The following is a 25,115-nucleotide window of genomic DNA, read 5'->3' on the forward strand; positions in this document are numbered from 1 at the left end:
TTAGCGGAGCCGTCTGCGTAAATTGCGCCACCTCGCAAGGCTACTCGGGTGATTAGCTCAGCCGGGAGAGCATCTGCCTTACAAGCAGAGGGTCGGCGGTTCGATCCCGTCATCACCCACCATGTCTCTTGCGAGACCGACGCGCAGCGGTAGTTCAGTCGGTTAGAATACCGGCCTGTCACGCCGGGGGTCGCGGGTTCGAGTCCCGTCCGCTGCGCCATATTTGCTTTCGCTGGCATGTCCTTGAAAGCTACAAAAAGAGCGACCTTCAGGTCGCTTTTTTTATTCCCGCTATTTTCTCCATCACTTGCCAGTCCTTGAATGGCGGCTTTGTCGCGCCTGTTGGCAGCGTTTGAGCGTGTCAGACGGTTTGACAGCGTGCGGTCGTTGCTTTACGTTAACGTAAAGGTAATAACTGGAAGCCGGCATGAGCACTACCTACAGCATTTCCGATCTGGCCCGTGAGCTGGATGTGACCACCCGCACGATTCGCTTCTACGAGGAGCAGGGCATGCTGGCGCCAACGCGGCGTGGGCAGGAGCGCATCTACACCGCGCGCGACCGGGTCACGCTGAAGCTGATCCTGCGCGGCAAGCGCATCGGCTTCTCGCTTGCCGAGTGCAAGGAACTGATCGGCATGTACGACCCCCGTGGGGGCAACCAGAAGCAGCTGCAGCGCTTCCTGGAAAAGATCGAGGAACGTCGGCGCCAGCTCGAACAGCAGGTACTCGATATCCAACAGATGCAACTGGAGCTGGACACCGCCGAGGAGCGCTGCCGCGCCGCCCTGGCAGCCAGCCCGAAGCGTAAAGCGACCAGCGAATCCACCGAATAAACACATTCAGCGAATAAACATAAGAACGGAGAATGACCATGAGCAATTTGCCCGGACTGAATTTCTTCCTCGGCGAGGAAATCGACATGCTGCGCGACTCGGTCGCCGGTTTCGCCGCGAAGGAAATCGCCCCGCGCGCCGAAGAGGCCGACCGCACCGACCAGTTCCCCATGGACCTGTGGCGCAAGTTCGGTGACATGGGCCTGCTCGGCCTGACCGTCAGCGAGGAATACGGCGGTGCCGGCATGGGTTACCTGGCGCACATGATCGCCATGGAAGAAATCTCCCGGGCGGCGGGTGGCATCGGTTTGTCCTACGGCGCGCACTCCAACCTCTGCGTCAACCAGATCAACCGCAACGGCAGCGACGCGCAGAAACGCCGCTTCTTGCCGAAACTGATCAGCGGCGAGCACATCGGTGCGCTGGCCATGAGCGAGCCGAATGCCGGTTCCGACGTGGTGTCGATGAAGCTGCGCGCCGACAAGAAGGGCGACCGCTACGTGCTTAACGGCACCAAGATGTGGATCACCAATGGTCCGGATTGCGACGTGCTGGTGGTCTACGCCAAGACCGACCTGGCCGCCGGCCCGAAGGGCATGACCGCGTTCATCCTGGAGAAAGGCACGCCCGGTTTTTCCGTGGCGCAGAAGCTGGACAAGCTCGGCATGCGCGGTTCGCACACCGGTGAACTGGTGTTCCAGGATGTGGAAATTCCCGAGGAAAACGTCCTCGGTGGCGTGGGCGAAGGCGTCAAGGTGCTGATGAGCGGCCTCGACTACGAGCGTGCGGTGCTTTCCGGCGGGCCGCTGGGCCTGATGCAGGCGGCGATGGACGTGGTGGTGCCCTACATCCATGACCGCAAGCAGTTCGGCCAGAGCATCGGCGAATTCCAGCTGATCCAGGGCAAGATCGCCGACATGTACACCACGCACCAGGCCTGCCGCGCCTATCTGTATGCCGTGGGCAAGCACCTGGACGACCTGGGCAGCGGGCATGTACGCCAGGTGCGCAAGGATTGCGCCGGGGTGATTCTCTATGCTGCCGAGAAGGCTACCTGGCTGGCGGGCGAGGCGATCCAGATTCTTGGCGGTAACGGTTACATCAACGAGTTCCCGGTGGGCCGCCTGTGGCGCGATGCCAAGCTCTACGAGATCGGTGCCGGCACCAGCGAAATCCGCCGCATGCTGATCGGTCGCGAGCTGTTCAACGAGACCCGCTGATCCGCAAGTAGCCGCAGGATGCACAGGGCCGCAAAGGCCATGCGCATCCTCGCCAAGCATGGTGCGCGTAGCTTCCGTCTGATGGCGCCGCGCATCCTAAAGACGGTAGCCCGGATGCACTTCGGGCAGAAAACGGAGCGCCGTAGATGGCCATCCTGCACACGCAAATCAATACCCGCTCCCCCGAGTACGCCGCCAACCGCGAGGCGATGCTGCTCCAGGTCGACGACCTGCGCGCCTTGCTCGCCCGCACCCATGAAGGCGGCGGCGCCAAGGCGCAGGAGCGGCACGTGTCACGCGGCAAGTTGTTGCCGCGTGAGCGCATCAATCGCCTGCTCGATCCCGGTTCGCCCTTTCTCGAAGTCGGCCAGTTGGCGGCGTACGAGGTGTATGGCGAGGACGTGCCCGCCGCTGGCGTGATCGCCGGTATCGGTCGCGTCGAAGGTGTCGAGTGCATGATCATCGCCAACGACGCCACGGTGAAGGGCGGTAGCTATTACCCGCTGACGGTGAAGAAGCACCTGCGTGCGCAGACCATCGCCCAGCAGAATCGCCTGCCCTGCATCTACCTGGTCGACTCCGGCGGCGCCAACCTGCCACGCCAGGACGAGGTGTTTCCGGACCGTGAGCACTTCGGGCGGATCTTCTTCAACCAGGCCAACATGAGCGCCCAGGGCATCCCGCAGATCGCGGTGGTCATGGGCTCGTGCACCGCCGGCGGCGCCTATGTGCCGGCGATGAGCGACGAGACCATCATGGTCCGCGAGCAGGCCACCATCTTCCTTGCCGGCCCGCCGCTGGTGAAGGCCGCCACCGGTGAGGTGGTGACCGCCGAGGAACTCGGTGGCGCCGACGTGCACTGCAAGACCTCCGGCGTCGCCGACCACTATGCCGAGAACGACGCCCATGCCCTGGCGCTGGCGCGGCGCTGCGTGGCCAACCTCAACTGGCGCAAGCTCGGCCGCCTGGAGACCCAGGCATCGATTGCCCCGCGCTACGCGGCGGACGAGCTGTACGGCGTGATTCCGGCAGATGCCAAGCAGCCGTTCGACGTACACGAGGTGATCGCGCGGATCGTCGACGACTCGCAACTGGATGAATTCAAGGCGCTGTTCGGCACCACCCTGGTCTGCGGCTTCGCGCGGATCAATGGCTATCCGGTGGCGATCCTGGCGAACAACGGCATCCTCTTCGCCGAGTCGGCACAGAAGGGCGCGCACTTTATCGAGCTGGCTTGCCAGCGTGGCATTCCGCTGCTGTTTCTGCAGAACATCACCGGCTTCATGGTCGGGCAGAAGTACGAGGCCGGTGGCATCGCCAAGCATGGCGCCAAGCTGGTCACCGCCGTGGCCTGTGCCCAGGTGCCGAAGTTCACCGTGATCATCGGTGGCAGCTTCGGGGCGGGCAACTACGGCATGTGTGGCCGCGCCTACGACCCACGCTTCCTGTGGATGTGGCCGAACGCCAAGATCGGCGTGATGGGCGCGCAACAGGCTGCCGGTGTGCTGGTACAGGTCAAGCACGAGCAGGCGCAGCGCGCCGGTCAGGTGTTTTCCGCCGAGGACGAGCAGCAGCTCAAGCAACCGATCGTCGAGCAGTACGAGCGCCAGGCCCATGCCTACTACTCCAGCGCGCGGCTGTGGGACGACGGTGTGATCGACCCGGCGCAGACCCGCGAGGTGCTGGCCCTGGCCCTGTCCGCCAGCCTCAACGCGCCCATCGAGCCGACCCGCTTCGGCGTGTTTCGGATGTGACGAGAGACGCCGGGTGGGCCGAGGCGTGTTGCCGAGGCTTCACCTGCGTGGTTCGAACGATCCTGTAATGAGCACCCATGGTGGAAGAGAAAACCTCTTCCGCCCGACAGGGGAAAGAGTGATGAGCGACTTCACGACCATCGAATTGCAAACCGATCCGCGCGGCATCGCCACCCTGTGGTTGAGCCGTCCGGACAAGAACAACGCCTTCAACGCCGAGATGATCGCCGAGTTGATCGTCGCCCTGCGTCAGGTCAGCGCGGACGACAGCGTGCGTTTCCTGATCCTGCGCGGACGCGGCAAGCATTTCTCTGCCGGCGCCGACCTGGCCTGGATGCAGGCGTCGGCCAGGCTCGACTACGCAGCCAACCTGCGTGATGCCCACGAGCTGGGCGAACTGATGAGCCTGCTGTACCACCTGCCATGTCCGACGCTCGCCGTGGTTCAGGGCGCGGCCTTTGGTGGCGCGGTGGGCCTGACGGCCTGCTGTGACATTGCCATCGGTGCCTGTGATGCGCTGTTCAGCCTGTCCGAGGTGCGCATTGGCCTGGCCCCGGCGGTGATCAGCCCCTACGTGGTGCAGGCCATCGGCGAGCGGGCCAGCCGTCGCTACGCCATCAGCGCCGAGCGTTTCGATGGCGAGCGTGCCCGTGAGCTTGGGCTGCTTGCCGAATGCTACCCGGTCGAGCAACTGGACGATGCCGTGCAGCAGTGGGTCGCCAACCTGCTGCAGAACAGCCCGCAGGCGATGCGCGCGAGCAAGGCGCTGCTGCAGGACGTCGGCAGCGGCGTGTTGAGCGAAGCCCTGCGCCAACGCACCGAAAGCGTAATTGCCGGTATTCGCGTCAGCGCCGAGGGCCAGGAAGGGCTGAATGCCTTCCTGGAAAAGCGCCCGCCGGCGTGGCAATGAACAGCGACTTTTCACTGTCTCGCGAGCTGGACCGACGCGCAGCAGACATGCATTCAACAGAGCAGACGACATGAAAAACACCCCGATCACCACGATTCTCGTCGCCAACCGCGGTGAGATCGCCTGCCGTGTGATGCGCACGGCCAAGGCCCTGGGCCTGACCACCGTGGCGGTGCACAGCGATATCGACCACAACGCCCGGCATGTGCGCGAGGCCGACATCAGTGTCAGCCTGGGCGGCGCCAAACCCGCCGACAGCTACCTGCTGATGGACAAGATCATCGCCGCGGCGAAGGCCAGCGGTGCCCAGGCCGTGCACCCCGGTTACGGCTTCCTGTCGGAGAACGCCAGTTTCGCCCGCAAGCTGCACGAGGCCGGGCTGATCTTCCTCGGCCCGCCGGCCAGCGCCATCGATGCCATGGGCAGCAAGTCCGCAGCCAAGGCGCTGATGGAACAGGCCGGCGTGCCGCTGGTGCCCGGCTACCACGGCGAGGCCCAGGACCTGGAAACCTTCCGTGTGGCGGCCGAACGTATCGGCTACCCGGTGCTGCTCAAGGCCACCGCGGGTGGTGGCGGCAAGGGCATGAAGGTGGTGGAGCAGGAGAGCGAGCTGGCCGAGGCGCTGAGTTCCGCCCAGCGCGAGGCGCTGTCGTCCTTCGGCGATGCGCGCATGCTGGTCGAGAAGTACGTGCTCAAGCCGCGCCACGTGGAGATCCAGGTCTTCGCTGACCAGCACGGCAATTGCCTGTACCTCAACGAGCGCGACTGCTCGATCCAGCGTCGCCACCAGAAGGTCGTCGAAGAAGCGCCGGCTCCCGGGTTGTCACCGGCGCTGCGCCAGGCCATGGGCGAGTCCGCCGTGCGGGCGGCGCAAGCCATCGGCTATGTCGGCGCCGGCACCGTGGAATTCCTGCTTGATGCGCGTGGCGAGTTCTTCTTCATGGAGATGAACACCCGCCTGCAGGTCGAGCACCCGGTGACCGAAGCCATCACCGGCCTCGACCTGGTGGCCTGGCAGATCCGCGTGGCCCGTGGCGAGGCGCTGCCGATGACCCAGGCGCAGGTGCCGTTGAATGGGCACGCCATCGAGGTGCGCCTGTATGCCGAGGACCCGGACGGTGGCTTCCTGCCGGCCAGTGGTCCGCTCAAGCTGTACCGAGAGCCGGCGGCAGGGCCGGGACGGCGTGTCGACAGCGGAGTGGAAGAGGGCGACGAGGTGTCGCCGTTCTACGACCCCATGGTGGCCAAGCTGATTGCCTGGGGTGAGAGCCGCGAGGAAGCCCGCCAGCGTTTGCTGGCCATGCTCAAGGAAACCCTGGTCGGTGGCTTCAAGACCAACCTGGCCTTCCTCACGCGGATTCTTGCCCATCCGGCGTTTGCCGAGGCGCAACTGGATACCGGCTTCATTTCCCGTTACGAAGCGCAACTGCTGCCAGCGCCTCAGCCTTTGACCGAGGACTTCTGGCAACTGGCCGGCGAAGCGTTCGTCGCCAGTGAGGTCGAACGGCGCCGTGAGGATGACCGCCATTCGCCCTGGTCCGCACGTGCTGGCTGGCGCTCTGGCCTGGCCCCGGAAACGGTGCTGACCCTGCGCTGTGGCGAGGCGACGCAAGTGGTCAACCTGGGTGGCTCCGTGTCGGCGGGCACGCTGATCGCCAATGGCACAAAGCTGCATGTGCGCAGCATTCGCCAGGGCGACACGCTGTTCATCGAATGGCAGGGCACGTTGTACGAGGTGACGCGCGTCGATCCGATCGCCGAAGCCGAGGCCGGGCTGGCAGGGCATGCCGGCGGCCTGACCGCGCCCATGAATGGCAGCATCGTTCGCGTGCTGGTCGAGGTTGGCCAGCAGGTCGAGGCAGGCACCGCGCTGGTGGTGCTCGAGGCGATGAAGATGGAGCACAGCATCCGCGCGCCCCAGGCCGGCACGGTCAAGGCGATATACTGTGGCGAAGGCGAGCTGATCAGCGAAGGCACTGCGCTGGTGGAGCTGGAGGAAAGTTCGGCATGACGCACCCGGGGTTGTGGCAAAACGGCAACAGCCCCTGGTGTCACGACACGAGTCCAATACCGGCCCAGCTCCGGGTCTTAGTGGGAGTGGGCCACGTCTGCGAAGCCTTTGTACTCTTGATTTTCGCGAACACGAGCGAGGCGTTCCCGCCCGCTCCCGCGACGAGTGATGTGCATTCCCAGCGCTCGTGGAAACCGGCATTTGATGTGTGACACGACGCTGACCTTGTGCGCGGCTCGCTCATACACATGATCATTTCACCTGGATAACATCCGGGACGAACCCGTAATACATTCCCCGGCTTGCAGCCGGGGCCAGCCAAGGGGAACGCGATGAACCTGCCCCAACACGTCCGCCTGGTCGAAGTCGGCCCGCGTGACGGTTTGCAGAACGAGAAACAGCCGATCAGCGTGGCCGACAAGGTCCGCCTGGTCGATGACCTGTCCAGTGCCGGCCTTGGCTATATTGAGGTCGGCAGCTTCGTTTCGCCCAAGTGGGTGCCGCAGATGGCCGGTAGCGCCGAGGTGTTCGCCGGTATCGAGCAGCGGCCGGGGGTGGTCTATGCGGCGCTGGCACCCAACCTCAAGGGCCTGGAAGCGGCCATCGACGCCGGCGTGCGCGAGGTCGCCGTATTTGCGGCGGCCTCCGAGGCGTTTTCCCAGCGCAATATCAATTGCTCGATCAGCGAGAGCCTGGAGCGTTTCGTGCCGGTGATGCAGTTGGCGCGCGAGCAGGGCATCAGCGTGCGCGGCTATGTGTCCTGCGTGCTGGGCTGCCCGTATGACGGCGAGATCGCCCCGCAGCAAGTGGCCGGCGTGGCCCGCGAGCTGGCAGCAATGGGCTGTTATGAGGTGTCGCTGGGCGACACCATCGGCGTCGGTACCGCGGGCAAGACTCGCACGCTGTTCGAGGTGGTGGGGCGCGAGGTCCCGCGCGAGAAACTGGCCGGGCACTTCCACGACACCTACGGCCAGGCACTGGCCAATATCTACGCCAGCCTGCTGGAAGGCATCAGCGTGTTCGATGCCTCGGTCGCGGGCCTGGGCGGATGCCCGTATGCCAAGGGCGCGACCGGCAACATCGCCACCGAGGACGTGCTCTACCTGCTCAATGGCCTGGGAATCGAAACGGGTATCGACCTGGCGGCCCTGTCTGCCGCAGGGCAACGCATCAGTGACGTGCTGGGACGGGCCAACGGTTCGCGGGTGGCGCGGGCCTTGCTGGCTGGAGCCTGAAGCCGCATCTGCAGATTGCGGCTTTGCACCTCGGGCTACTTAGAGCCTGTTTACGATCTCCTGGCTCGCGGCCATACGGTGTTAAAAACGCCCTCGGAATGCTCATTTACCACTTGTAAACTCGAGTGCGAGCCCAGTCCGCTTCCTCGGGCGTTTTTGCCTTGTCTGGCTCTAATCCAGAAGATCGTAAACAGGCTCTTAGAGCGGATAGCGGCCCAGCTCACGGGCGATCAGCAGGCGCTGGATCTCGCTGGAGCCTTCGTAGATCTGGGTGATGCGCGCATCCCTGTAGTACTTCTCCACCGGGTAGTCTTCCAGGTAGCCGTAGCCGCCGTGGATCTGCACGGCGCTGGAGCACACCTGCTCGGCCATCTCCGAGGCGAACAGCTTGGCCTGTGACGCCTCCGACAGGCATGGCTGGCCGGCGCTGCGCAGGCGCGCCGCATGCAGGATCAGCAGGCGCGTGGCATTGATCCGCGTGTGCATGTCGGCGAGCAGGTTGGCGATGCTCTGGTGTTCGCCGATGGGCTTGCCGAACTGGATGCGTTCACGCGAATAGGCCAGCGCCGCTTCGAAGGCAGCGCGGGCGATACCCAGCGCCTGGGCGGCGATGCCGATGCGGCCGCCTTCCAGGTTGGACAGTGCGATGGCCAGGCCCTTGCCGCGTTCGCCGAGCAGGTTGGCCTGGGGAATGCGGCAGTCGCTCAGGGTGATCGCGCAGGTGTCGGAGGCCTTGATCCCCATCTTGTGCTCGCTGCGATCGACCACGAAACCAGGGGTCGAGGTAGGCACCAGGAAGGCGGAGAGGCCTTTCTTGCCCAGCTCTGGATCGGTGACGGCGAAGACGATGGCCAGTTTGGCGCGCTTGCCGTTGCTGACGAACTGCTTGGCGCCATTTAGCACCCACTGGCCTTCGCGCAACTCGGCACGGGTGCGCAGGTTATGGGCCTCGGAGCCGGCATGCGGCTCGGTCAGGCAGAAGCAGCCGATGGCCTCGCCGCTGGCCAGGGCCGGCAGCCAGGTTTGTTTCTGCGTCTGGCTGCCGTACTGGAGGATGGGGCCGCAGCCTACCGAGTTGTGCACACTCATCAGGGTGGCGGTGGCGGCATCTGCGGCGGCGATCTCCTCTACAGCCAGGGCGTAGGCGACATAGTCGATATAGCTGCCATTCCATTCTTCCGGCACCACCATGCCGAGCAGGCCGAGCTCGCCCATCTGCGCCACCAGGGCATCGTCGAGCCAGCCGGCCTTTTCCATGTCACGCGAGCGCGGGGCGATTTCACGGCGGGCGAACTCGCGGGCCATGTCGCGGATCATGCGTTGTTCTTCGCTCAGTTCGAGGTCGTGCATTGTTGCCTCTCTTCCAGGGTAGTGCGGACGCGGCTGCATGCTCTGCACGCCGCCTGGCGAATCATTCGTCGGCCGCAGGGGGCTGACGATAGAGGTTGATGATGGCGGAGAAATCCAGGCCGCCATGGCCTTGTTGGCTGAACTGCTGGTAGAGCTGCTGTGCGGCGGCGCCAAGGAGCACGGGCTGGCGCGTCTGGCGGGCTGCCTCGGTGGCCAGGCCCAGGTCCTTGAGCATCAGGTCGCTGCCGAAGCCGCCACTGTAGCCACGTGCGGCGGGTACGTTGTCCATCACGCCGGGGAAGGGGTTGTAGGTGTCCGAACTCCAGCAACGGCCACTCGAGGTGTTGATCACACCAGCCAGTACCTGCGGGTCCATGCCCAGCGCGACGCCCAGGCTCATGGCCTCGGCGACACCGATCATGGAGATGCCCAGCAGCATGTTGTTGGCGACCTTGGCCACCTGGCCATTGCCGCTACCGCCACAGTGCACGACGTTCTTGCCCATGACGTCCAGCAACGGACGGGCGCGCTCGAAGTCTGCCCGTTCGCCACCGACCATGAAGGTCAACGTGCCGGCTGCCGCGCCGCTGGTGCCGCCGGAAACCGGGGCGTCGAGCATCGGGTTGCCCTGGCTCTGGGCGAGGGCGGCGACTTCCCGTGCGCACAGTGGGTCGATGGTCGAGGAGTCGATCAGCAGGACGCCGGGCTGGACATGGGCGAGCAGGCCGTCGTCGCCCAGGTAGACGGCCTTCACATGGGCCGATGCCGGCAGCATGGTGATGATGATGGCCGCACCGCTGCCGGCCAGCGTGGCTGGCGAAGTGGCAGCGGTGGCACCGGCCTGGACCAGATCGTCGACGGCGGCGGTATGGAGATCGAAGACACTCAGGTGATGCCCGGCCTTGAGCAGGTTGTGCGCCATCGGCGCGCCCATGTTGCCGAGTCCGAGGAAGCCGATGTGCATGACGAATACCTCTTCTTGTCGTTGGCTGAGCGGATGCAGCCCGTCAGGGCTGCCAACCGGTTCACTTGAGGGTGATGGTGGTATTCACGCCTGTACCGACTTCATCCTCGTCGAACCAGCGTTGGGTCACTGTCTTGGTCTGGGTGTAGAACAGCACCACCTGCTTGCCGTAGGGACCGAGGTCGCCGAGCTTGGAGCCGCGCGAGCCGGAGAAGGAGAACAGCGGTACCGGGACCGGAATCGGCACGTTGATCCCGACCTGGCCCACGTCGATCTCTTCCTGGAAGTGCCGCGCTGCCGCACCGGAACGGGTGAACAGCGCCGTGCCGTTGCCGTTGGGGTTGGCGTTGATCAGCGCGATGGCCTCATCCAGGGTGTCGGCGTGCAGCACGCAGAGCACCGGCCCGAAAATCTCCTCGCGGTAAATGGCCATGGTCGGGCTCACGTCGCTGAAAATACTCGGCCCGATGAAGTTGCCCTTGGGGTAGCCGGCGACGTTCACGTTGCGGCCGTCAAGGACCAGGGTAGCGCCTTCGTCGATGCCGCTGGCGATCAGCTCGTTGATGCGTGCCAGCGCGGTGCAGGACACCACCGGGCCGATATCGGTACCGGCTTCGTTGCCGGCATTGAGGGTCAGGCCCTTGGCCTTGTCGACCAGTTCATCCAGCCAGTTCTGGGCTTCACCGACCAGGATCACCACCGACAGCGCCATGCAGCGCTGGCCGGCCGCACCGAAGGCAGCGCCGATCAGGTTGTTGAGGGTCTGCTGACGATGCGCATCGGGCAGCACGATGGCGTGGTTTTTCGCACCCATCATGCATTGCGCGCGCTTGCCGTTGGCGGTGGCGCGGTTGTAGACGTGGGTGCCGACGCGGGTCGAGCCGACGAACGACACAGCCTTGATGTCGGGGTGATCACACAGCAGGTTCACCGCATCGGCGCCGCCATGGATGACATTCAATACACCGGGTGGCACACCGGCCTCCAGCGCCAGTTCCGCCAGGCGCATGGTGACCATCGGGTCCTGTTCCGAAGGCTTGAGGACGAAGGTATTGCCGCAGGCAATGGCCATCGGAAACATCCACAGCGGGATCATCGCCGGAAAGTTGAACGGGGTGATGCCGGCGCAGACGCCCAGTGGTTGCATCAGCGTGTAGGTGTCCACGCCTGCCGCCACGTTGTTGGCCAACTCGCCCAGTTGCAGGTTGCCGATGTTCGCCGCGTGCTCGACCACTTCCAGGCCACGGAACACATCACCCTCGGCATCGGGCAGGGTCTTGCCCTGTTCGGCGGTGAGGATTGCAGCCAGCTCCTTGAGGTGCTCGCGGATCAGTTGCTGGTACTTGAGGAAGATGCGTGCACGGGTGCCGATGGGCGTCTTGCGCCAGGCCTTGAAGGCTTCCCGGGCGCTGGCGACGGCAGCTTCCATTTCCTCCGGCGTGGCGAAGGGGACGCGCGCCAGTACTTCCTGCGTCGCGGGGTTGACCACATCGCGCCACTGGCTGGTGCGCGACTCGACGAATTCGCCATTGATCAGCAGTTTGACCGTGGCGACAGTGGGGGTAGGGCTGTTCATTGTTGTCATGACTCCGGCCTGGTGAAGGGGAGGTGTGCCCAGGCGCAGCATTCGCGCGCCTGCTCCCATCGTAGGGCGAGCCATGGTGGGTATCAACTCGTAAAACCACGATCAAAGTAAGTGATGTTGGCTATGCACCGTGCCGTGCTGTTTGAAGGCATGAAGGCGGTTGATTGCACAATGAAGGCACAGAGAGGGGGTGGTATCGGAGGAGCGGGACGCTACACTCCACGGTGCCATTTCAGGATGCCGGGAAGCGAATGCAGTATCTGGGATTGTTAAGGCGAGTCCTCTCCGGAGCGCGCCGTGTAGGCGTTTTTCCTGCCCCTTCTGCGGCGCTGCGCAAGCAGGCACTGATCGAGATCGGTCGACGCGCTACCAGCGGTATTTACATCTATCTCGCCTGTTGGCTCGGAATAACGGTATCGACCGGACTGATCCTGACGCAAAGCCGATTGGTGCTGGGCTTGTCATTGGGGTGGCTGGTGCTGGCGACTGCACGCTTCTTCCTGCACCGTCATTTCCCCGCACTGGTGGGCTTCAACGAACGCCTCGCGCGGGCGTTGTTCCTCTCGCTATTGTTCTGCGGCGGGGCATATCTGGGGTTGATCACGACCTTTTCCCTGTATTGGCCTCCGCTGGAGCCTGCGCTTATTCCGCTGATGCTGGTGACCAGTGTGCTATGTGCCTCAGCCACATTGGCCATGTCCATCGACCCGATTGTCAGGGTGGGCATGCCTGCGGTCATGTTCCTGCCGTTTACGCTGGCTCTGCTGCTGGAACCCGGTTCGGGCAACCTTCTGCTGGTGGTGTTGCTCGGCGTATTCATGATCTACCTGTATGTCTCGTCGACCAACCTGCACCAGGACTACTGGGACGCGATCCAGGCCAAGAGCCTGTTGCAGGAACAGGCTGCGGAGTTCGAGCGCTTGAGCCTGACGGACCCGCTGACCCAGATTCCCAACCGCCTGTATTTCGAGCAGCGCCTGGCGGACGAGTGGTCACGGTCTTTTCGGGAGAGTGAAAGCATCGCGTTCATGCTGATCGATATCGATCATTTCAAGTCGATCAACGACACCTACGGGCATCCGTTTGGTGACCAATGCCTGGTGTCGGTAGCAGCTGTGTTGCGCAGCAACCTGTACCGCGACGTCGATATCCTGGCTCGTTATGGCGGAGAGGAGTTTGTCGTGGCGCTTCCCGGTATCGGACCTGCGGACGCCCTGCTGGTCGCCGAGCGCCTGCGTACTGCGGTGGCCGATCTGAAGCTGGAGGCGGAGGGGAAACCCGTGCCGCTGACCTGCAGCGTCGGTGTGGCAACCGTGTCCCCACGCTTCGCCCCGGGCCACGTCGCGGCCGCGATCGACCAGGCCGACCGGGCGTTGTACGCGGCGAAAGGGGCGGGGCGCAATCGCGTGCAGATGGCTGAAGATCCACCTGTTGCAACCCGAGTTGTATCTGCCTGTGCCAAGGACTGAAAGACCTGCTGGCGCAGTCGCCTCTGATACTAGTTACCTGCCAGCGCGTAGACAGACAGAGCCACGCCATAGCCGTTGATCATGATTGCGGCCCAGCGCGCGGTGGCAGAGGCGTAGTCGGTGGTGGGGCGATGCACGAGGTGTTTCAGCACGCCACCAGCGCCAAGCAGCACCACGAATGTAACCATCATCACCTGGAAAGGTAGCTGCCATTCCAGACGTTGCAGTGGTACGCACAACGCATACATGGCCATCATCATCAGACCGGAAACGGGGCCAGTCGGTGTGTAGTAACGAGCAGTATTACGGTAGTGCAGAAGGCTCATGATGTTCATGATCCCTCCGAGCACTGCGTAGGAGAGCTGTAGCAACATCAGCGACATGGCTACACCTTCAGGCTCAACGCTTTACTGACGAAGTGGCGGAAGACTCGGTGCTTGAGCTTCTTGTTCTGCAACACCAATGGCTCCTCGATACCGGGTGCTTTGGTCAGCAGTTCGTAGCCTGTGTCAGTGATGAGAATGGTGTCCGAGTGGCGATAACCGCCCGTGCCGGGTATGTAGATGCCTGGCTCTATCGATATCACCATGCCAGCCTGAAGAATGTCTGTGGACCCTTCGGAAAGCCATGGTCCTTCGTGGTTTCCAAGGCCGAAACCGTGACCAATCCGATGCAGCCGCTGTTCTGGTTTATCGATGCCTTCCCTGTTGAGGAAATGATTCACTTGCGCATCTATGTCCGAGCAGGGCGTGCCGGGGCGAAGCATAGTGAGGCCGCAGTTTCTGGCCTCGACCATAAGTTTGAAGTACTCCAACTCCTGCTTCGAGGGCGGTGCAGTGAAGTAGGTCCGTTCGCTTTCCGCCGAGTAACCATTGACTCGGGTCAGTACTAGTGTGACGTGCGGGCCTTCAAGTAGAAGGTCGTCGACTGCCGGGATGGAATGCGGCTGGGAGCTTATGGGCGCCGGGAACGTCGCCATGATTACTTTGGTGGATAGCGCGTCCCAGTCCGGTGTGTTGCGAATGATCGACTGTGTGACCTTGTTGCTCCTGGCGAAACCCTCAGCCACTGTCGATCCATAGTAGGACCAGTCGAACAGCTGCTGGACACCCATGTCGGCATAGTGCGCTGCTACTCGGATCATTTCGATCTCGGCTGGGGACTTCACCATCCGCAACTGCTCGATAAGGTCCATGTGCTGACCGCCAAGCTTGATGAGTTGCTCGGCTATGGTCATGGGGCAGGAGGACTCGTAGATGAAACCCTTATCCAGTTTGCCGTGCTCTTGCATGACGGACTTCCAGCATTTTCCGGGTGGGGCCGGAAAATCCCAGTACGTGTGGATGCTCTCGCTGCTCAACGCCCGCGCTTTTTTGAGGTGGTCTTTTTCCAGATAGGGAACGACCAGGCGCTCTGCGCCTTCGCGTGGAATTATCAGAAAAAAGGGGCGTTCCAGGGCCTCGTAACTGGCACCACAGAGGTAGTAGATACTTTCTGAGCTGGTGGCAACGAACTGATCTGCACCCAGTTCGGCGAGCTTTGTTTTTATCTTTTCCCGGCGGGAAATGTATTCCTTGTCTTGAATCATCACGCGACTCTCTTGGTGTTGTTGCGTACCGACTGGGTCAGGAGGGCAGTTGTGGCAACGATGCTGGTGACCGCTGTCACGGCGAGGTAGATCACCGGTGCGTAATTGACTCCGTACTTGAGTGCGGCCGTCGATACGATGGGCGCAAATGCCCCGAAGAATGCGACGCCGAGGTTGTAGCCAAGGCCAAGGCCAAGGGCTCGCCCCGAGGTAAGGAAAAGGGCGCAAACGGTACTGAAGCTACCGCCGACGAATAGCCCAAGACCGATGCCACTCATGGACTGGAAGAGCAGGATGCTCAAAATGCTGGGTGTGGAAAGCAGGAAGAAGTAGCTTGGCAAACCGCCCAAGATGGTAATGGCCAGGCCGGTGAACATAGGTACGGCACCGCCCACGCGATCACTTAGGCAGCCTCCTGCAAATGCGCTCAGGGCGACAATCAGGCACGACAGACCGGTGGCGATCGATGTTTCGATGACGGGAATATCGAAGGCAGCCTTGGCGAAGCTGGGCATGAAGATCATCGATAGATAGAGCGATGAAGTCCCCAGCGATGTGAGACCGATAACGATGAACACTGATTTCCAGTCAATCTTCTCTCGGCTTGTCGACTGGCTGGATTTCTCGTGCTTGAACTCATCGGATTCGGACATTTTCATGCGGATCCAGATCCCGGCCGGGATGATGCATAGGCCTACGATGAAGGCGTATCTCCAGGCATAGGTTTCGGCGGCTTGCGTACCGAAGCCGTAGTAGATTGCCACGGCAAGCAGGGCGCCACTGGCCAGAGCGAGGTAGGTCGAGACAGCCAGAAGGCTACCGTACTGTCCTTTCTTGCCCTCTGGAGCGACCTCGAGGAACATGGCCGCCGCCGCACCATACTCGCCTGATGCGGCAAAACCCTGGAGCAGCCTGCCGAGTAGCACGCAGCCCGCGCCGACCATGCCAGCAGTTGCATGGCTTGGGGCGATCACTATCAGTACCGTGCCAATCCCCATTAATGCGAACGTCAGCAACAGGGCGTTTTTACGGCCAACATTGTCGGCGTATCGCCCCATCACATAAGCGCCCAGCGGACGAGTGACAAAGCCGATGGCAAACGCACTGATGGTGGCCACCAAGGCCAGAACTTCATCACCTTTAGGGAAGAAGGTCAGGGAAATGGCCGTTGTAAAAAAACCATAGATGGTGAAATCCAACCATTCGAAAAAATTGCCCACGGCAGTGCCGAGCAACGTAGAAGCATTGCTGCGTTTCATAGGTACCTCGGGGAAACCCCGCCAAGCGAGCGTATGGCAGGGATAGGGTGATCAACGGCCGCTGGCACGCTTCAGGTTGGAAGGTTTGTAAATTCCAATATCAGGTGCAACGGTTGAGAAGCGGATGACATCCTGCTGCTCATTGGCCAGTCCCTGTGCTTGGTAACGGCGCGACTGGAGGTCATGGAATACATCCACACTGCTCAGGGTGGCGGGCACGTTGTAGTAGTTCACCAAGTGGGCCACTGAGGTGCGCCACAGGTCCCCGCGGCTGTCGTACAGGTCTGCGCTGGCAATGCTCCAGCTGTCCTCGTCCAGGTAGAACTTGCGTTTGGAGTAGAGGTGACGTGCCGTTGGTTTTAGGGTCGCCTCCACCTCCCAGACCCTGTGCAGCTCATAGCGGGTGAACTCTGGGTTGATATGACCCGGCTTGATGATGTCCTTGTACTTCAGGTTTTTATCCAGAAGCTGATAGCTGTTGTACGGTATGTAGACTTCCCTTTTACCTATCAACTTCCATTCGTAGCGATCCGGTGAACCGTTGAACATATCCGTATCGTCAGAGGTGCGCAGGCCATCCGAGCTGCCGATGGGGGTGTCGTAAGCGACGGTCGGAGCGCGGCGTACACGACGCTGGCCAGGGTTGTAGATCCAGGCCAGCCGGGGCTCTGCAATCTGGTTGATCGGCTCATGGATCAGATAGGCTTCACCGGCCATACGCGCCGGGCTCTTCGCAATACCAATGTAGTAGTAGAGGATGCTTCCCATGCTACTAGCGTCCTTGCCTTCCACGTTGTAGGCCGAGAAGACATTGGTATCGATGATGGTTGGCATGTAGTTGCCGTTCTTTTGCGCTGCGATATCGGCGGTGGTTCGGGTGATATGGGTGCCAATGTAGCGGAGCATGTGGTTCCAGATGGCTTCGAGACCCGACTGCGGAATCGGGAATGGCACGCCACCATAGGCACCCTCAAGACCGACACCACCCTCGAGCAGCTTGGCGGTTACGGCGTTTTGCCGAACATTGCGGTAGATCCAGTTCGGGGATGCTGCGCTGCGGTGGGTTTTGTATACCGGAATACGGAAGGTTTCCGGATAGCTATTAATCAGCGCGATCTGGCCTTCGGTGAGGTTGGCCCGGTAGGTTTCCAGGTTGGACTTGTCGATGACAAACAGCGGCTGTTCGCCTTCGAAAGGATTCAGGTACGGCTGGCCGGGTGTGTAGCCTGCGGGGCCTTGAGTCAGGCCACCAGTCCAGCTCGGGATTGTACCGGCCGCATTACCGATGGCCTCACCGCCCAGGGGGGTGAGCGAGTTGCCTAGTTTTGCCGCTTCAGCTTCGGACACGGCGGCATTACTAACGTTCGTCAGTGCCATCATTGCCAAGGCAACAAAAGCCTTTTTAAAGGTCTTCATAACGTACCTCGATTAGAAAGAGTATTTGGCGTTCATGCCAATGTTGTCCCGGTCACGAGACACATTGCTCTGGCCAGCGCCGTAGAAGTTTGTGTACTGGAGCTCTAGCTCAAACGAAGAGAGGTAGCTGGCTTTTATGCCCAAGGTGTAAGCCTTACGCCCTTCGATGAAGTTACCGCCCGAGTGGGAGTTGCCTTTGAAGTCGTCCTTGTAGATGGCATAGGGCGACAGGTTTACACCGGCAAAGGCGTCGTTCCATGTCCCCATGAACAGAACCGTGGCGCCGTATGCATTACGGTTGATCTGTTCGTCGCGGCCGAATCCAGCGGCGTACTCCTTGTTCGCACGCCCGGCGTAGTAGCGGGTTGTACCGTCATAGGCGGTGTACTTCAGAGAACTTCCGCGGATCATCTCGGAGGTAATCTCGGCAGTGCCGATAACGCTGTCGAAAGATAGCCTCGGACCGAAGTTATAGATCGAGCCCAGAGAGAGGTTGAACGCCTCTACCCGTTCGTAGTTGTGCAGCGTCGAGTTCATGTTGGTTTGCGTGCCGCCAATATTCACGTTCCTACCGGCAAAGAACTGACTGGCCTGGGCGAAACTATCGGCAACCGAGTCATTGAGTGCTGCCTTACCGATTGGCAGGTTGGGGCGATAGGACAGCTCACCAAAGACTGAAGCGTCAGCGATGGAGGTATTGAAACTCACGCCGTACATGCGGATGTCTTCCGGAAACTCTCGGCGAGCAGTGGTTAGATTGCCCAGTTCGATGATCGAGGCGCCGTTAACAAGCCCCAGCGGCTGAGCCAGTGCAGGGTCTGCCGAGGCCGCAGCCGCAAGTGCTTGGTAGGAGGTGAACGCACCACCGGTAACAGCGCTTGTGAGGGTGTTCAGGTCGAGGTTCGTATCACCTGTGGATGAGGCGATCACCGGTTCTTTGGCGTGGTAGTTGACGAAGTAGAAGCCGAACTCTGTGGCGTTTAGTTCCTGGGCCAGATAGCGGAAGGAAATCCCATACTGACCATCATTCCTGGCGTTGATATCGCGCCCTACACTGGCGACCTTGAAGTTACCGGCCTTGTCTAGGTAATCGGTGCCCTGAAGCCCGCCAATGCCCATGCTGGTCAAGGTGTTATAGGTGTTTTGGAATGCCGGGTTGGCAAAGCTGGCAACCTTGGTATAGGCGGTTCGACTACCCGGTACGAAAAGGTCGGACTCGGAGAAAAAAGTGCCCAGTGGATCGAAGGAGGACTCCTGCCATTTCCACTGGTAGAACCACTCGGTGCTGAGGCTCTCAGTCAAATCGAAGGCAACGGAAAACGCTTCGACTGGAATCAGGACTTCTTTAACCTCAGAGCCAGGTAGCCGGAATTTTGCGACATTGACCGGGTTGGTGGTGTTGACGCCACCCCGATAAAACAGCCCCTCTCCCCAGTTGAATACCTGACGTCCTACGCGGGCTGAGAGCATGCGATCACCGACATCCCAACTCCCGTATATGTAAGCATCCAGCAAGTCCACACTACTGCCCGCTTCCTGGCGGGTTCTCTTGGAGAAGTGATCGTTTTTAGGGTAATTGCCGCTGGGCTGCTCTGGCAGGTTGCTTTTATTAAAGTCGTTTCGCTTATCCATGATCTGCGTGTCATAGAACGCGGTGGCGCGAAGAAAGGCGCCATAGTTTTTATAACTGATGGAGGCGTCTGAAGTTATTTTGAAAACTTCAGAGACAAGGCCGGTTTCAAAGTTACGATTTCCGTCGTTTTGGTTGGTGTTGTCATTGTTTGGATCTTGTGCCTGTACCCGCCAGAGGCGCCCATACGAAAGAGTTGTATCGAGGCTGGCAGTTATTTCGCTATTTGGAGGCGACAGGTCTAGGGCCCATGCACTTGCACTGCTGAGCAGTGAGCCCGCCATGGCCATTGCTAAAGGCCAGGCGTAATCAGGATTCTTGGGGCAGGATCCTGTTTCAAAGACTTTTCGTTCTTTCATGACACACCCTGTTTTGTTGGTTTTAGTAGGCAGCCTTTGTTTCAAAGAGATAGTGCCGATGTCGCTTTATGTCGGCATGTACCATTTGGTACGCACATCGTAGCGGTGATCGATTGGGTCTGTCAATCATGCATATCTTTATGATTTTTAAGTGTTTTATTGATTTTTGTGCGCTAGGCTTTGGCTTGATGAGTAGGGTTCTCCAGGTAGAACACGGCTTAAAGCGCGTATTTTTAGCAACGGCAAGCCAGAAACTCGGATGGCCGCTGATTCACATTTACGTTGGCTGACCTTTCACACCTTCCTGGGTTACGCTGTAGTGAAGAGAGGGCCGCCAGTTATCAGCTCGATTAAGCTAAAGACGTCTGTATTAAGGAGCGTTAGTGAGCAACGAAGACTCTGGTGTTAGGAAGCAAGCGATCAAACACCCACCAGCTGATGTATTAAAAAAAGTGGTAAATGATGCGCTTAAAAATGGCTATGCCTTCCGCTCATTGAGAGCGATTGCAGAAACCTCGGGGATTAGCCATCGAATGCTCATTTACCACTTTGGTAGCCAGCACGGGCTTTGGTCGGCAATTATTAATGAGGTGCGTGGCTCAGAGAGCAAGCTGTTCATGGCTGAAACAGAGCACGTGAATTCAGCTGCTGATCTCAGGGATTTTCTTGAGGCGTTCGGACAGCGCTATAGAACAGGCGAGTTCTTGCCGTTTTATCAACTGCACTTTGAAACATACAGCTATGCGCTTCGCCATCGTGAAGAGTGCGAGGAGTTTCTGGAGGGTGTTGTGCAGCCTTGGGTTGATGTTTTGGCGGCACTTTTCATGAAGGTAGGGTTTCATGAGGAGGACGCACATCAGCGGGCGCGATTGATCCTGGCTGCGACCCGCGGTTACTTTTTGGACCTCATAACGACAGGTGATGTGAAATCCGTGGAAAGCTCGGTGACCGCCATGCTGAACCTCATATGCGCCAAACCTGACTATTCGAGTTGAGCCTGTACATGGCGGTTTTTTTCACGACGAAACCCCAGTGGAAGATCGACCTCAATTTTGCTGCTCAGTGGTGCTGAGCGGTGTGCGGCTTTCCACGAAGGGCTGGTCACTGGGAAAAACGCTTCAGCCTTTGCTGAACGGTGAACGCCCCAGCACCACGCCGGTGTCCTCGGCGTACTGCTGCCAGTGTCCGGTCAGCTCGGCGAGTTTGTCCGGGCGCTGGGCGGCGAGGTCGTTGATTTCGCCAGGGTCGACGCTCAGGTCATACAGCTGCCAGGTTGCCGGGCCGAGGGGCGCGGGGATGTACAGGGCCTTCCAGCTGCCCTGGCGCAGGGCGCGCATGCCGAACAGTTCCCAGCCGGTCACCGTCTGCTCGTCGTGGACCTGCTCGGTTTCACCCGACAGGTAGCCCAGCCAGGACTTGCCGCGCGGCTCGGCCACTTCGCGGCCTTGCCAGCGCTTGCCGGGATGGCGCACACCGGCCAGGTCGAGGATGGTCGGAGTGATGTCCATCACCGTGCTGAAGTCGTGGCTGATCTGGCCTTGGCGGGCGAATTCCGGGTAGCGCACCAGGGCCGGCACACGAATCCCGCCCTGGGTGGTGAAGCCCTTGTACAGGCGCGACGGCGCGGTTGCCGCCTGGGCCCAGCGCGGGCCATACCAGACGTAGGAGTTGGCGCGGCCGATGTTCTCCAGGCTGTTGTCGTAGTGCTGGTCGAGAAAGGTCTGCAGATTGTCGCCGAACTTGGGGAAGGCCTCGAGCAGGATGCCTTCGGCACCGTTGTCGGACATGAACAGAATGAAGGTGTTGTCCAGCTGGCCCTGTTGACGCAAGTAGTCGACGACGCGGCCGATGTTCCAGTCCATGCGCTCGACCATGGCCGCGTACACCTCCATGGTGCGCGCCGAGATCGCGCGTTTCTCGGGCGTCAGCTTGTCCCATTCCTGGGTGAAGGCCCGCACCGGATGGGGCTCGACCTGAGCTTCGGACAGACCCAGTTCCTGCAACTTGGCCAGGCGCTCCTGGCGCAGCACGTCCGGGCCGGCGTCGTAGCGGCCGGCGTATTTGGCGACCACGTCAGCGGGTGCCTGCAATGGCCAGTGCGGCGCGGAGAAGGGCAGGTAGGCAAAGAACGGCCGACTCTGGTCGCGCTCCTTGAGGTACTGCAGCAGCTTGTCGCCGAAGGCATCGGAGGAATAGAAATCCTCGGGCAGTTGTTCGATGAACTGGTCGTCTTCGATGTACAGCGCGGGTGTGCCCTTGAGCACCGGCGGCGTCGTTTCATCGTACGGCGGCTCGAAACCGTAGTGGTTGGCGGCGCCGGGGAGCAGGGCGAAGGAGCGCTCGAAGCCACGGGCGTGCGGTGCCAGTTCGGCGGTGAGGCCGAGGTGCCACTTGCCGCTCATCAGCGTCTGGTAGCCGGCTTCACGGAGCAGCTCGGGCAGGGCGACGACGCGGTCGTTGAGGTAGCCCTCGTAGCCCGGTTTGCCGATCTGCTCGGGGGCGATGGCTTCGGCCATGCTGCCGATGCCGGCGATATGGTGGTCGGTGCCGGTGAGCAGCATCGAGCGCGTTGGCGAGCAGGTCGGTGCGGTGTGGAAGTCAGTCAGGCGCAGGCCGGCAGTGGCCAGGGCGTCGAGGTTCGGCGTGGCGATCTCGCCACCGAAGGCACCGAGGTCGGAAAAGCCCAGGTCGTCGGCGACGATCACCAGGAAATTGGGGCGGGATTTCACTCTGGACATGATGAGGCGCTCAAGCTGTCGTGGACCTGTGGAATGCCCGGCAGTGGTCCGCTCAGGCGGTAATGGGTAGAGCTTAAGGTGTTCATGTTCGCCCGCCGCTCTGGCGCCAGCGGCTGGCGCTCTGCTCCAGGCGTTGGCCGAGGGTGGCCAGCAGCGCGCCGAGCACGCCCACCAGGACCATGCCGGCGAAGACCTTGGCCATCTCAAACTTCTGCTGTGCACCGATCATGTAGCTGCCGATGCCGATCCCCGAGTTCATGAAGTACTCGGCGCCGAGCGAACCCAGCCAGGCATAGATCAGCGCCAGGCGCAGGCCGGCGAAGATCGACGGGATGGCCGCCGGCAGGATCAGCCGCCACAGGCGCTGGCGGACGTTCAGGCGCAGGGTGTCCGCGACTTCATCGAGCTGCGCCGAGCGGTTGGTCACGCCGCGCCAGGTGGCGAGGTACACCGGCAGGAAGGCGGCGAGGGCGATGAACACGATCTTGGCGAAATCATAGATGCCAGCCCAGGCGGTGATCAGCGGTACCCAGGCGAACAGGGCAACCTGGCGGAAGGCAGCGAGGCTGGGGGCGAACAGACGTTCCAACGGGCGATACAGGCCCAGCAACAGGCCCACCACAATGCCGATGGCGCTGCCCAGCAACAGGCCGAGCAGGCAACGCAACAGGCTCCAGCCGAGTGCCGCCGACAACGTACCGTTGGCCAGCTCGGCCCAGCCGGTCGAAACGATGCCCAGTGGCGACGGCAGGATCGCCGGGTTGACCTTGCCGCTGCTGACCAGCGCGCTCCAGCCCCACAGCACCAGCAGCGGGATCGCCCAGTGCCGCGCCTGGGTTGCCAGCCATTCCCGGCCATGGCGCGGCGCGCGTCGGCTGAAGGCTGCCAGTGCCGGTCGCGGCCAGCGGATCAACGCGCTGTCGAGGGCCTGGATGCCGCGATCCATCAGCCAGCCGGTGAGGCCGATAATGACGATGCAGGCGAATACCAGGTCGAGCTGGAACAACTGCCGGCCCCAGACCATCAGGTAGCCGATGCCTTCGCTCGACGCCAGCAGCTCCACGGCGATCAGCGTCATCCAGGCCGCCATCAACGCCAGGCGCAGGCCGGTCAGAAAGGCCGGCAACGCGGCTGGCAAGGTCAGCCGCCAGAAGCGCAGGGCCCAGGACAGGCGCAAGGCTGCTGCCGACTCGCGCAGTTGCGGCGGCACATCGCGCACACCGGTTTGCACATGCACGGCCACCGGCACCACCACGGCCTTGAAGATCAGGAACAGCTTCAGCGCATCGCCGATGCCGAGATAGACGATCAGCAGCGGAATCCAGGCCAGCGAGGGAATCTGCGCAAAGGCGTAGAAGCTCGGCGCGATGATGTCCTCGGCACGGCGGCTGAGGCCCATGGCCACGCCAATCAGCACGCCGCCGATCACGCCGAACAGCAGGCCCTTGGCGAGCAGCGCCAGGCTGACCCCGAGCTGTGCCAGCGCGCCGCTGTGCCAGAGCCCGACGGCGGTCTGCCAGACCAGCGACGGCGGTGGAAGAATCTGCCGGGGCATCCAGCGTTCGCTCGACGCCAGCGACCACAGCAGCAAGAGCGCCAGCGGCACCAGCAGACCGAGCAGGGCCGGGGGAACCGCCCAGGTGTAACGCCTGGGCGCGCTGCGCAGACGTTCAGTGCCAAGGATCGACATAAGCCTCCCGTTGCGGCCAGTAGTTCTGCAGGTCGAGCTCTTTCAGGGCCTGTGCCAGGAAGCGCGGTTCGGCCCAGCGCTGCACATCCACCGGCGTGCGGATCAGCTGGGCTTCCAGGGCGGCGTTGGCACCGTATTGCAGGTGCTTGAGGAAGTAGTCATCGAGCAGCGGCGAATTGCGCCGTGACAGCGCTTCGCCCTGCAGCTCCTGCGCCATCAGCTCCTTGGGCAGGTTGGTCTGCTGGGTCAGCAGGTCGATCACCGCCTGGGTGTTTCCCGGTTCAGAGCCCCAGTGCGCGGACTGCACCACGACGCGCACCAGGCGCTCGGTGATGTCCGGGTAGCGCTCGACGAAGGCGCTGGCGCCGAGCATGGTCACGGCGATGGTACCGGTGCCATCACCGCCCTGGGTACTCAGGGGAATCTCGGCCAGCCCGCGATTACGCAGCGCGAGCATGCCGGCCGCGCTCCAGACCGCGTCGACGCGCTTGGCTGCCAGCGCGGCCAGGGCCGCCCCACCATCCAGGCTGATCAGGCGGAAGTCCTTGGCGCTGTAGCCATTGCGCGCCAACACCGCATTCAGCGACAGGTGGCTGGCGGTGCCGAGCCAGACGCCCAGGGTTTTGCCGCGCAGTGATTCGAGGCTGTCGTGGCCGCTGCCCGGCACCACGCCGAGGTAGCCGTTGAGCCCGCGGCTGCTCGCCGCCAGCAGGCGGGTTTCATTGCCGGCCGACTCACCGATGATCGCCGCCAGGTCACCGAGAAAGGCCACATCAATCTGTTCGTTGGCGAAGGCTTCGTTGATCGCCGGGCCGGCGTTCTTGAAAAAGGCCCAGCGGATCTCGATGCCTTCCTTGGCGAACTCCTGCTCGAACAACTTGTGTACATAGGCGTAATCCACCGTGGCCGTGCCGCTGCTGGAGCGCGGCCCGACAGCGGCATCCGGCACGCCCAGGTGAATCACTGTTGGAGCGCTGGCCTTGGGCGCATCAACCGTGGGCGGATCTGTTTGGGCTTGCGCGGCGGTCATGGCCGCTCCAGCCAGGGCAAGCAGCAGGGCGGCGAACAGGCCATGGCGCAGGGTATTGGTTCGTTTGCCCAT

Annotated in this window: 19 protein-coding genes and 2 tRNA genes; 10 read left to right on the top strand and 11 right to left on the bottom strand. The window is 61.9% G+C overall.

Translation table 11 applies throughout. From position 1 onward, the window contains the following. The first annotated feature begins 46 nt into the window (after nt 1–46). The 8 genes from ACWPW0_RS08340 to ACWPW0_RS08375 all read left to right on the top strand — a co-directional run bounded on the left by ACWPW0_RS08340 (nt 47) and on the right by ACWPW0_RS08375 (nt 7,965). Nucleotides 47–122 (top strand) — tRNA-Val (locus tag ACWPW0_RS08340). A 21-nt stretch (nt 123–143) separates the two neighbouring features. Then, nucleotides 144–220: transfer RNA gene (locus ACWPW0_RS08345), tRNA-Asp, on the top strand. A 207-nt stretch (nt 221–427) separates the two neighbouring features. Beyond that, the gene (locus ACWPW0_RS08350) at nt 428–835 is read left to right on the top strand and encodes a MerR family transcriptional regulator (protein WP_447590838.1); all 408 of its coding nucleotides are present in this window, start codon (nt 428–430) and stop codon (nt 833–835) included. Nucleotides 836–867: 32 nt separating this feature from the next. Then, complete coding sequence (locus ACWPW0_RS08355) at nt 868–2,055, top strand: isovaleryl-CoA dehydrogenase (RefSeq protein ID WP_454255017.1); 1,188 nt, start codon at nt 868–870, stop codon at nt 2,053–2,055. A 146-nt stretch (nt 2,056–2,201) separates the two neighbouring features. Beyond that, nucleotides 2,202–3,809 carry a carboxyl transferase domain-containing protein gene (locus ACWPW0_RS08360; protein ID WP_454255018.1) on the top strand — a complete coding sequence of 536 codons (1,608 nt, stop codon included), beginning with the start codon at nt 2,202–2,204 and terminating at the stop codon, nt 3,807–3,809. 121 nt (nt 3,810–3,930) lie between these two features. Continuing rightward, the gene (locus ACWPW0_RS08365; RefSeq protein WP_454255019.1) at nt 3,931–4,719 is read left to right on the top strand and encodes a gamma-carboxygeranoyl-CoA hydratase; all 789 of its coding nucleotides are present in this window, start codon (nt 3,931–3,933) and stop codon (nt 4,717–4,719) included. A gap of 70 nt (nt 4,720–4,789) precedes the next feature. Then, nucleotides 4,790–6,730, top strand: a complete 1,941-nt coding sequence (locus tag ACWPW0_RS08370; protein ID WP_454255020.1) for an acetyl/propionyl/methylcrotonyl-CoA carboxylase subunit alpha — start codon at nt 4,790–4,792, stop codon at nt 6,728–6,730. Nucleotides 6,731–7,062: 332 nt separating this feature from the next. Continuing rightward, nucleotides 7,063–7,965: a hydroxymethylglutaryl-CoA lyase gene (locus ACWPW0_RS08375; RefSeq protein WP_447590843.1), complete on the top strand. Its 903-nt coding sequence runs from the start codon at nt 7,063–7,065 to the stop codon at nt 7,963–7,965. A gap of 198 nt (nt 7,966–8,163) precedes the next feature. On the opposite strand, the gene ACWPW0_RS08380 is transcribed toward ACWPW0_RS08375, so the two are convergent. From ACWPW0_RS08380 to ACWPW0_RS08390, 3 genes are all read right to left on the bottom strand, one after another. After that, nucleotides 8,164–9,315, bottom strand: a complete 1,152-nt coding sequence (locus ACWPW0_RS08380; protein ID WP_454255021.1) for an acyl-CoA dehydrogenase family protein — start codon at nt 9,313–9,315, stop codon at nt 8,164–8,166. Nucleotides 9,316–9,376: 61 nt separating this feature from the next. Beyond that, entirely contained in the window at nt 9,377–10,279 is a 903-nt protein-coding gene (gene mmsB / locus ACWPW0_RS08385) for a 3-hydroxyisobutyrate dehydrogenase (protein ID WP_454255022.1), read from the bottom strand. Between the two features lie 61 nt (nt 10,280–10,340). Next, nucleotides 10,341–11,864 (bottom strand): CoA-acylating methylmalonate-semialdehyde dehydrogenase, encoded by a 1,524-nt coding sequence (locus ACWPW0_RS08390; protein WP_447590846.1) that lies wholly within the window; start codon nt 11,862–11,864, stop codon nt 10,341–10,343. A 251-nt stretch (nt 11,865–12,115) separates the two neighbouring features. Here ACWPW0_RS08390 and ACWPW0_RS08395 point away from each other — a divergent pair, with 251 nt between their 5' ends. Next, nucleotides 12,116–13,333 carry a GGDEF domain-containing protein gene (locus tag ACWPW0_RS08395; protein WP_454255023.1) on the top strand — a complete coding sequence of 406 codons (1,218 nt, stop codon included), beginning with the start codon at nt 12,116–12,118 and terminating at the stop codon, nt 13,331–13,333. Between the two features lie 29 nt (nt 13,334–13,362). On the opposite strand, the gene ACWPW0_RS08400 is transcribed toward ACWPW0_RS08395, so the two are convergent. Genes ACWPW0_RS08400 through ACWPW0_RS08420 form a run of 5 tightly spaced genes read right to left on the bottom strand, consistent with a single transcriptional unit; the run spans nt 13,363 to nt 19,516 of the window. Further along, nucleotides 13,363–13,716, bottom strand: coding sequence for a hypothetical protein (locus ACWPW0_RS08400; RefSeq protein WP_454255024.1), 354 nt, complete (start codon nt 13,714–13,716; stop codon nt 13,363–13,365). Nucleotides 13,717–13,718: 2 nt separating this feature from the next. Next, nucleotides 13,719–14,921, bottom strand: coding sequence for a M24 family metallopeptidase (locus tag ACWPW0_RS08405; RefSeq protein WP_447595596.1), 1,203 nt, complete (start codon nt 14,919–14,921; stop codon nt 13,719–13,721). Continuing rightward, complete coding sequence (locus tag ACWPW0_RS08410; protein WP_454255025.1) at nt 14,921–16,180, bottom strand: MFS transporter; 1,260 nt, start codon at nt 16,178–16,180, stop codon at nt 14,921–14,923. The genes ACWPW0_RS08405 and ACWPW0_RS08410 overlap by 1 nt, the downstream gene beginning before the upstream one ends. Nucleotides 16,181–16,231: 51 nt before the next feature. Next, a complete protein-coding gene (locus ACWPW0_RS08415; RefSeq protein ID WP_454255026.1) occupies nt 16,232–17,596 on the bottom strand; it encodes a DUF1329 domain-containing protein in 1,365 nt (454 codons plus the stop codon). A 12-nt stretch (nt 17,597–17,608) separates the two neighbouring features. After that, nucleotides 17,609–19,516 (bottom strand): DUF1302 domain-containing protein, encoded by a 1,908-nt coding sequence (locus tag ACWPW0_RS08420; RefSeq protein WP_454256712.1) that lies wholly within the window; start codon nt 19,514–19,516, stop codon nt 17,609–17,611. 452 nt (nt 19,517–19,968) lie between these two features. On the opposite strand from ACWPW0_RS08420, the gene ACWPW0_RS08425 reads away from it, so the two are divergent. Next, a complete protein-coding gene (locus ACWPW0_RS08425; protein ID WP_447590851.1) occupies nt 19,969–20,580 on the top strand; it encodes a TetR/AcrR family transcriptional regulator in 612 nt (203 codons plus the stop codon). A gap of 123 nt (nt 20,581–20,703) precedes the next feature. Here ACWPW0_RS08425 and ACWPW0_RS08430 read toward each other — a convergent pair whose 3' ends face one another. The 3 genes from ACWPW0_RS08430 to ACWPW0_RS08440 form a co-directional block, all read right to left on the bottom strand. Further along, the gene (locus tag ACWPW0_RS08430) at nt 20,704–22,314 is read right to left on the bottom strand and encodes an arylsulfatase (RefSeq protein WP_454256713.1); all 1,611 of its coding nucleotides are present in this window, start codon (nt 22,312–22,314) and stop codon (nt 20,704–20,706) included. 91 nt (nt 22,315–22,405) lie between these two features. After that, complete coding sequence (locus tag ACWPW0_RS08435) at nt 22,406–24,013, bottom strand: ABC transporter permease (protein WP_447590852.1); 1,608 nt, start codon at nt 24,011–24,013, stop codon at nt 22,406–22,408. After that, a complete protein-coding gene (locus ACWPW0_RS08440; RefSeq protein ID WP_454255027.1) occupies nt 23,994–25,115 on the bottom strand; it encodes an ABC transporter substrate-binding protein in 1,122 nt (373 codons plus the stop codon). Before ACWPW0_RS08440 ends, ACWPW0_RS08435 begins: the two co-directional genes overlap by 20 nt.

Source organism: Pseudomonas sp. Marseille-Q8238, from assembly GCF_965111915.1.

Coding starts and splice junctions, on each gene's coding strand:
- ACWPW0_RS08350 (WP_447590838.1), top strand. CDS start 428: ATGAGCACTACCTACAGCATTTCCGATCTGGCCCGTGAGCTGGATGTG.
- ACWPW0_RS08355 (WP_454255017.1), top strand. CDS start 868: ATGACCATGAGCAATTTGCCCGGACTGAATTTCTTCCTCGGCGAGGAA.
- ACWPW0_RS08360 (WP_454255018.1), top strand. CDS start 2,202: ATGGCCATCCTGCACACGCAAATCAATACCCGCTCCCCCGAGTACGCC.
- ACWPW0_RS08365 (WP_454255019.1), top strand. CDS start 3,931: ATGAGCGACTTCACGACCATCGAATTGCAAACCGATCCGCGCGGCATC.
- ACWPW0_RS08370 (WP_454255020.1), top strand. CDS start 4,790: ATGAAAAACACCCCGATCACCACGATTCTCGTCGCCAACCGCGGTGAG.
- ACWPW0_RS08375 (WP_447590843.1), top strand. CDS start 7,063: ATGAACCTGCCCCAACACGTCCGCCTGGTCGAAGTCGGCCCGCGTGAC.
- ACWPW0_RS08380 (WP_454255021.1), bottom strand. CDS start 9,315: ATGCACGACCTCGAACTGAGCGAAGAACAACGCATGATCCGCGACATG.
- mmsB (WP_454255022.1), bottom strand. CDS start 10,279: ATGCACATCGGCTTCCTCGGACTCGGCAACATGGGCGCGCCGATGGCG.
- ACWPW0_RS08390 (WP_447590846.1), bottom strand. CDS start 11,864: ATGACAACAATGAACAGCCCTACCCCCACTGTCGCCACGGTCAAACTG.
- ACWPW0_RS08395 (WP_454255023.1), top strand. CDS start 12,116: ATGCAGTATCTGGGATTGTTAAGGCGAGTCCTCTCCGGAGCGCGCCGT.
- ACWPW0_RS08400 (WP_454255024.1), bottom strand. CDS start 13,716: ATGTCGCTGATGTTGCTACAGCTCTCCTACGCAGTGCTCGGAGGGATC.
- ACWPW0_RS08405 (WP_447595596.1), bottom strand. CDS start 14,921: ATGATTCAAGACAAGGAATACATTTCCCGCCGGGAAAAGATAAAAACA.
- ACWPW0_RS08410 (WP_454255025.1), bottom strand. CDS start 16,180: ATGAAACGCAGCAATGCTTCTACGTTGCTCGGCACTGCCGTGGGCAAT.
- ACWPW0_RS08415 (WP_454255026.1), bottom strand. CDS start 17,596: ATGAAGACCTTTAAAAAGGCTTTTGTTGCCTTGGCAATGATGGCACTG.
- ACWPW0_RS08420 (WP_454256712.1), bottom strand. CDS start 19,516: ATGGCCATGGCGGGCTCACTGCTCAGCAGTGCAAGTGCATGGGCCCTA.
- ACWPW0_RS08435 (WP_447590852.1), bottom strand. CDS start 24,013: ATGTCGATCCTTGGCACTGAACGTCTGCGCAGCGCGCCCAGGCGTTAC.
- ACWPW0_RS08440 (WP_454255027.1), bottom strand. CDS start 25,115: ATGGGCAAACGAACCAATACCCTGCGCCATGGCCTGTTCGCCGCCCTG.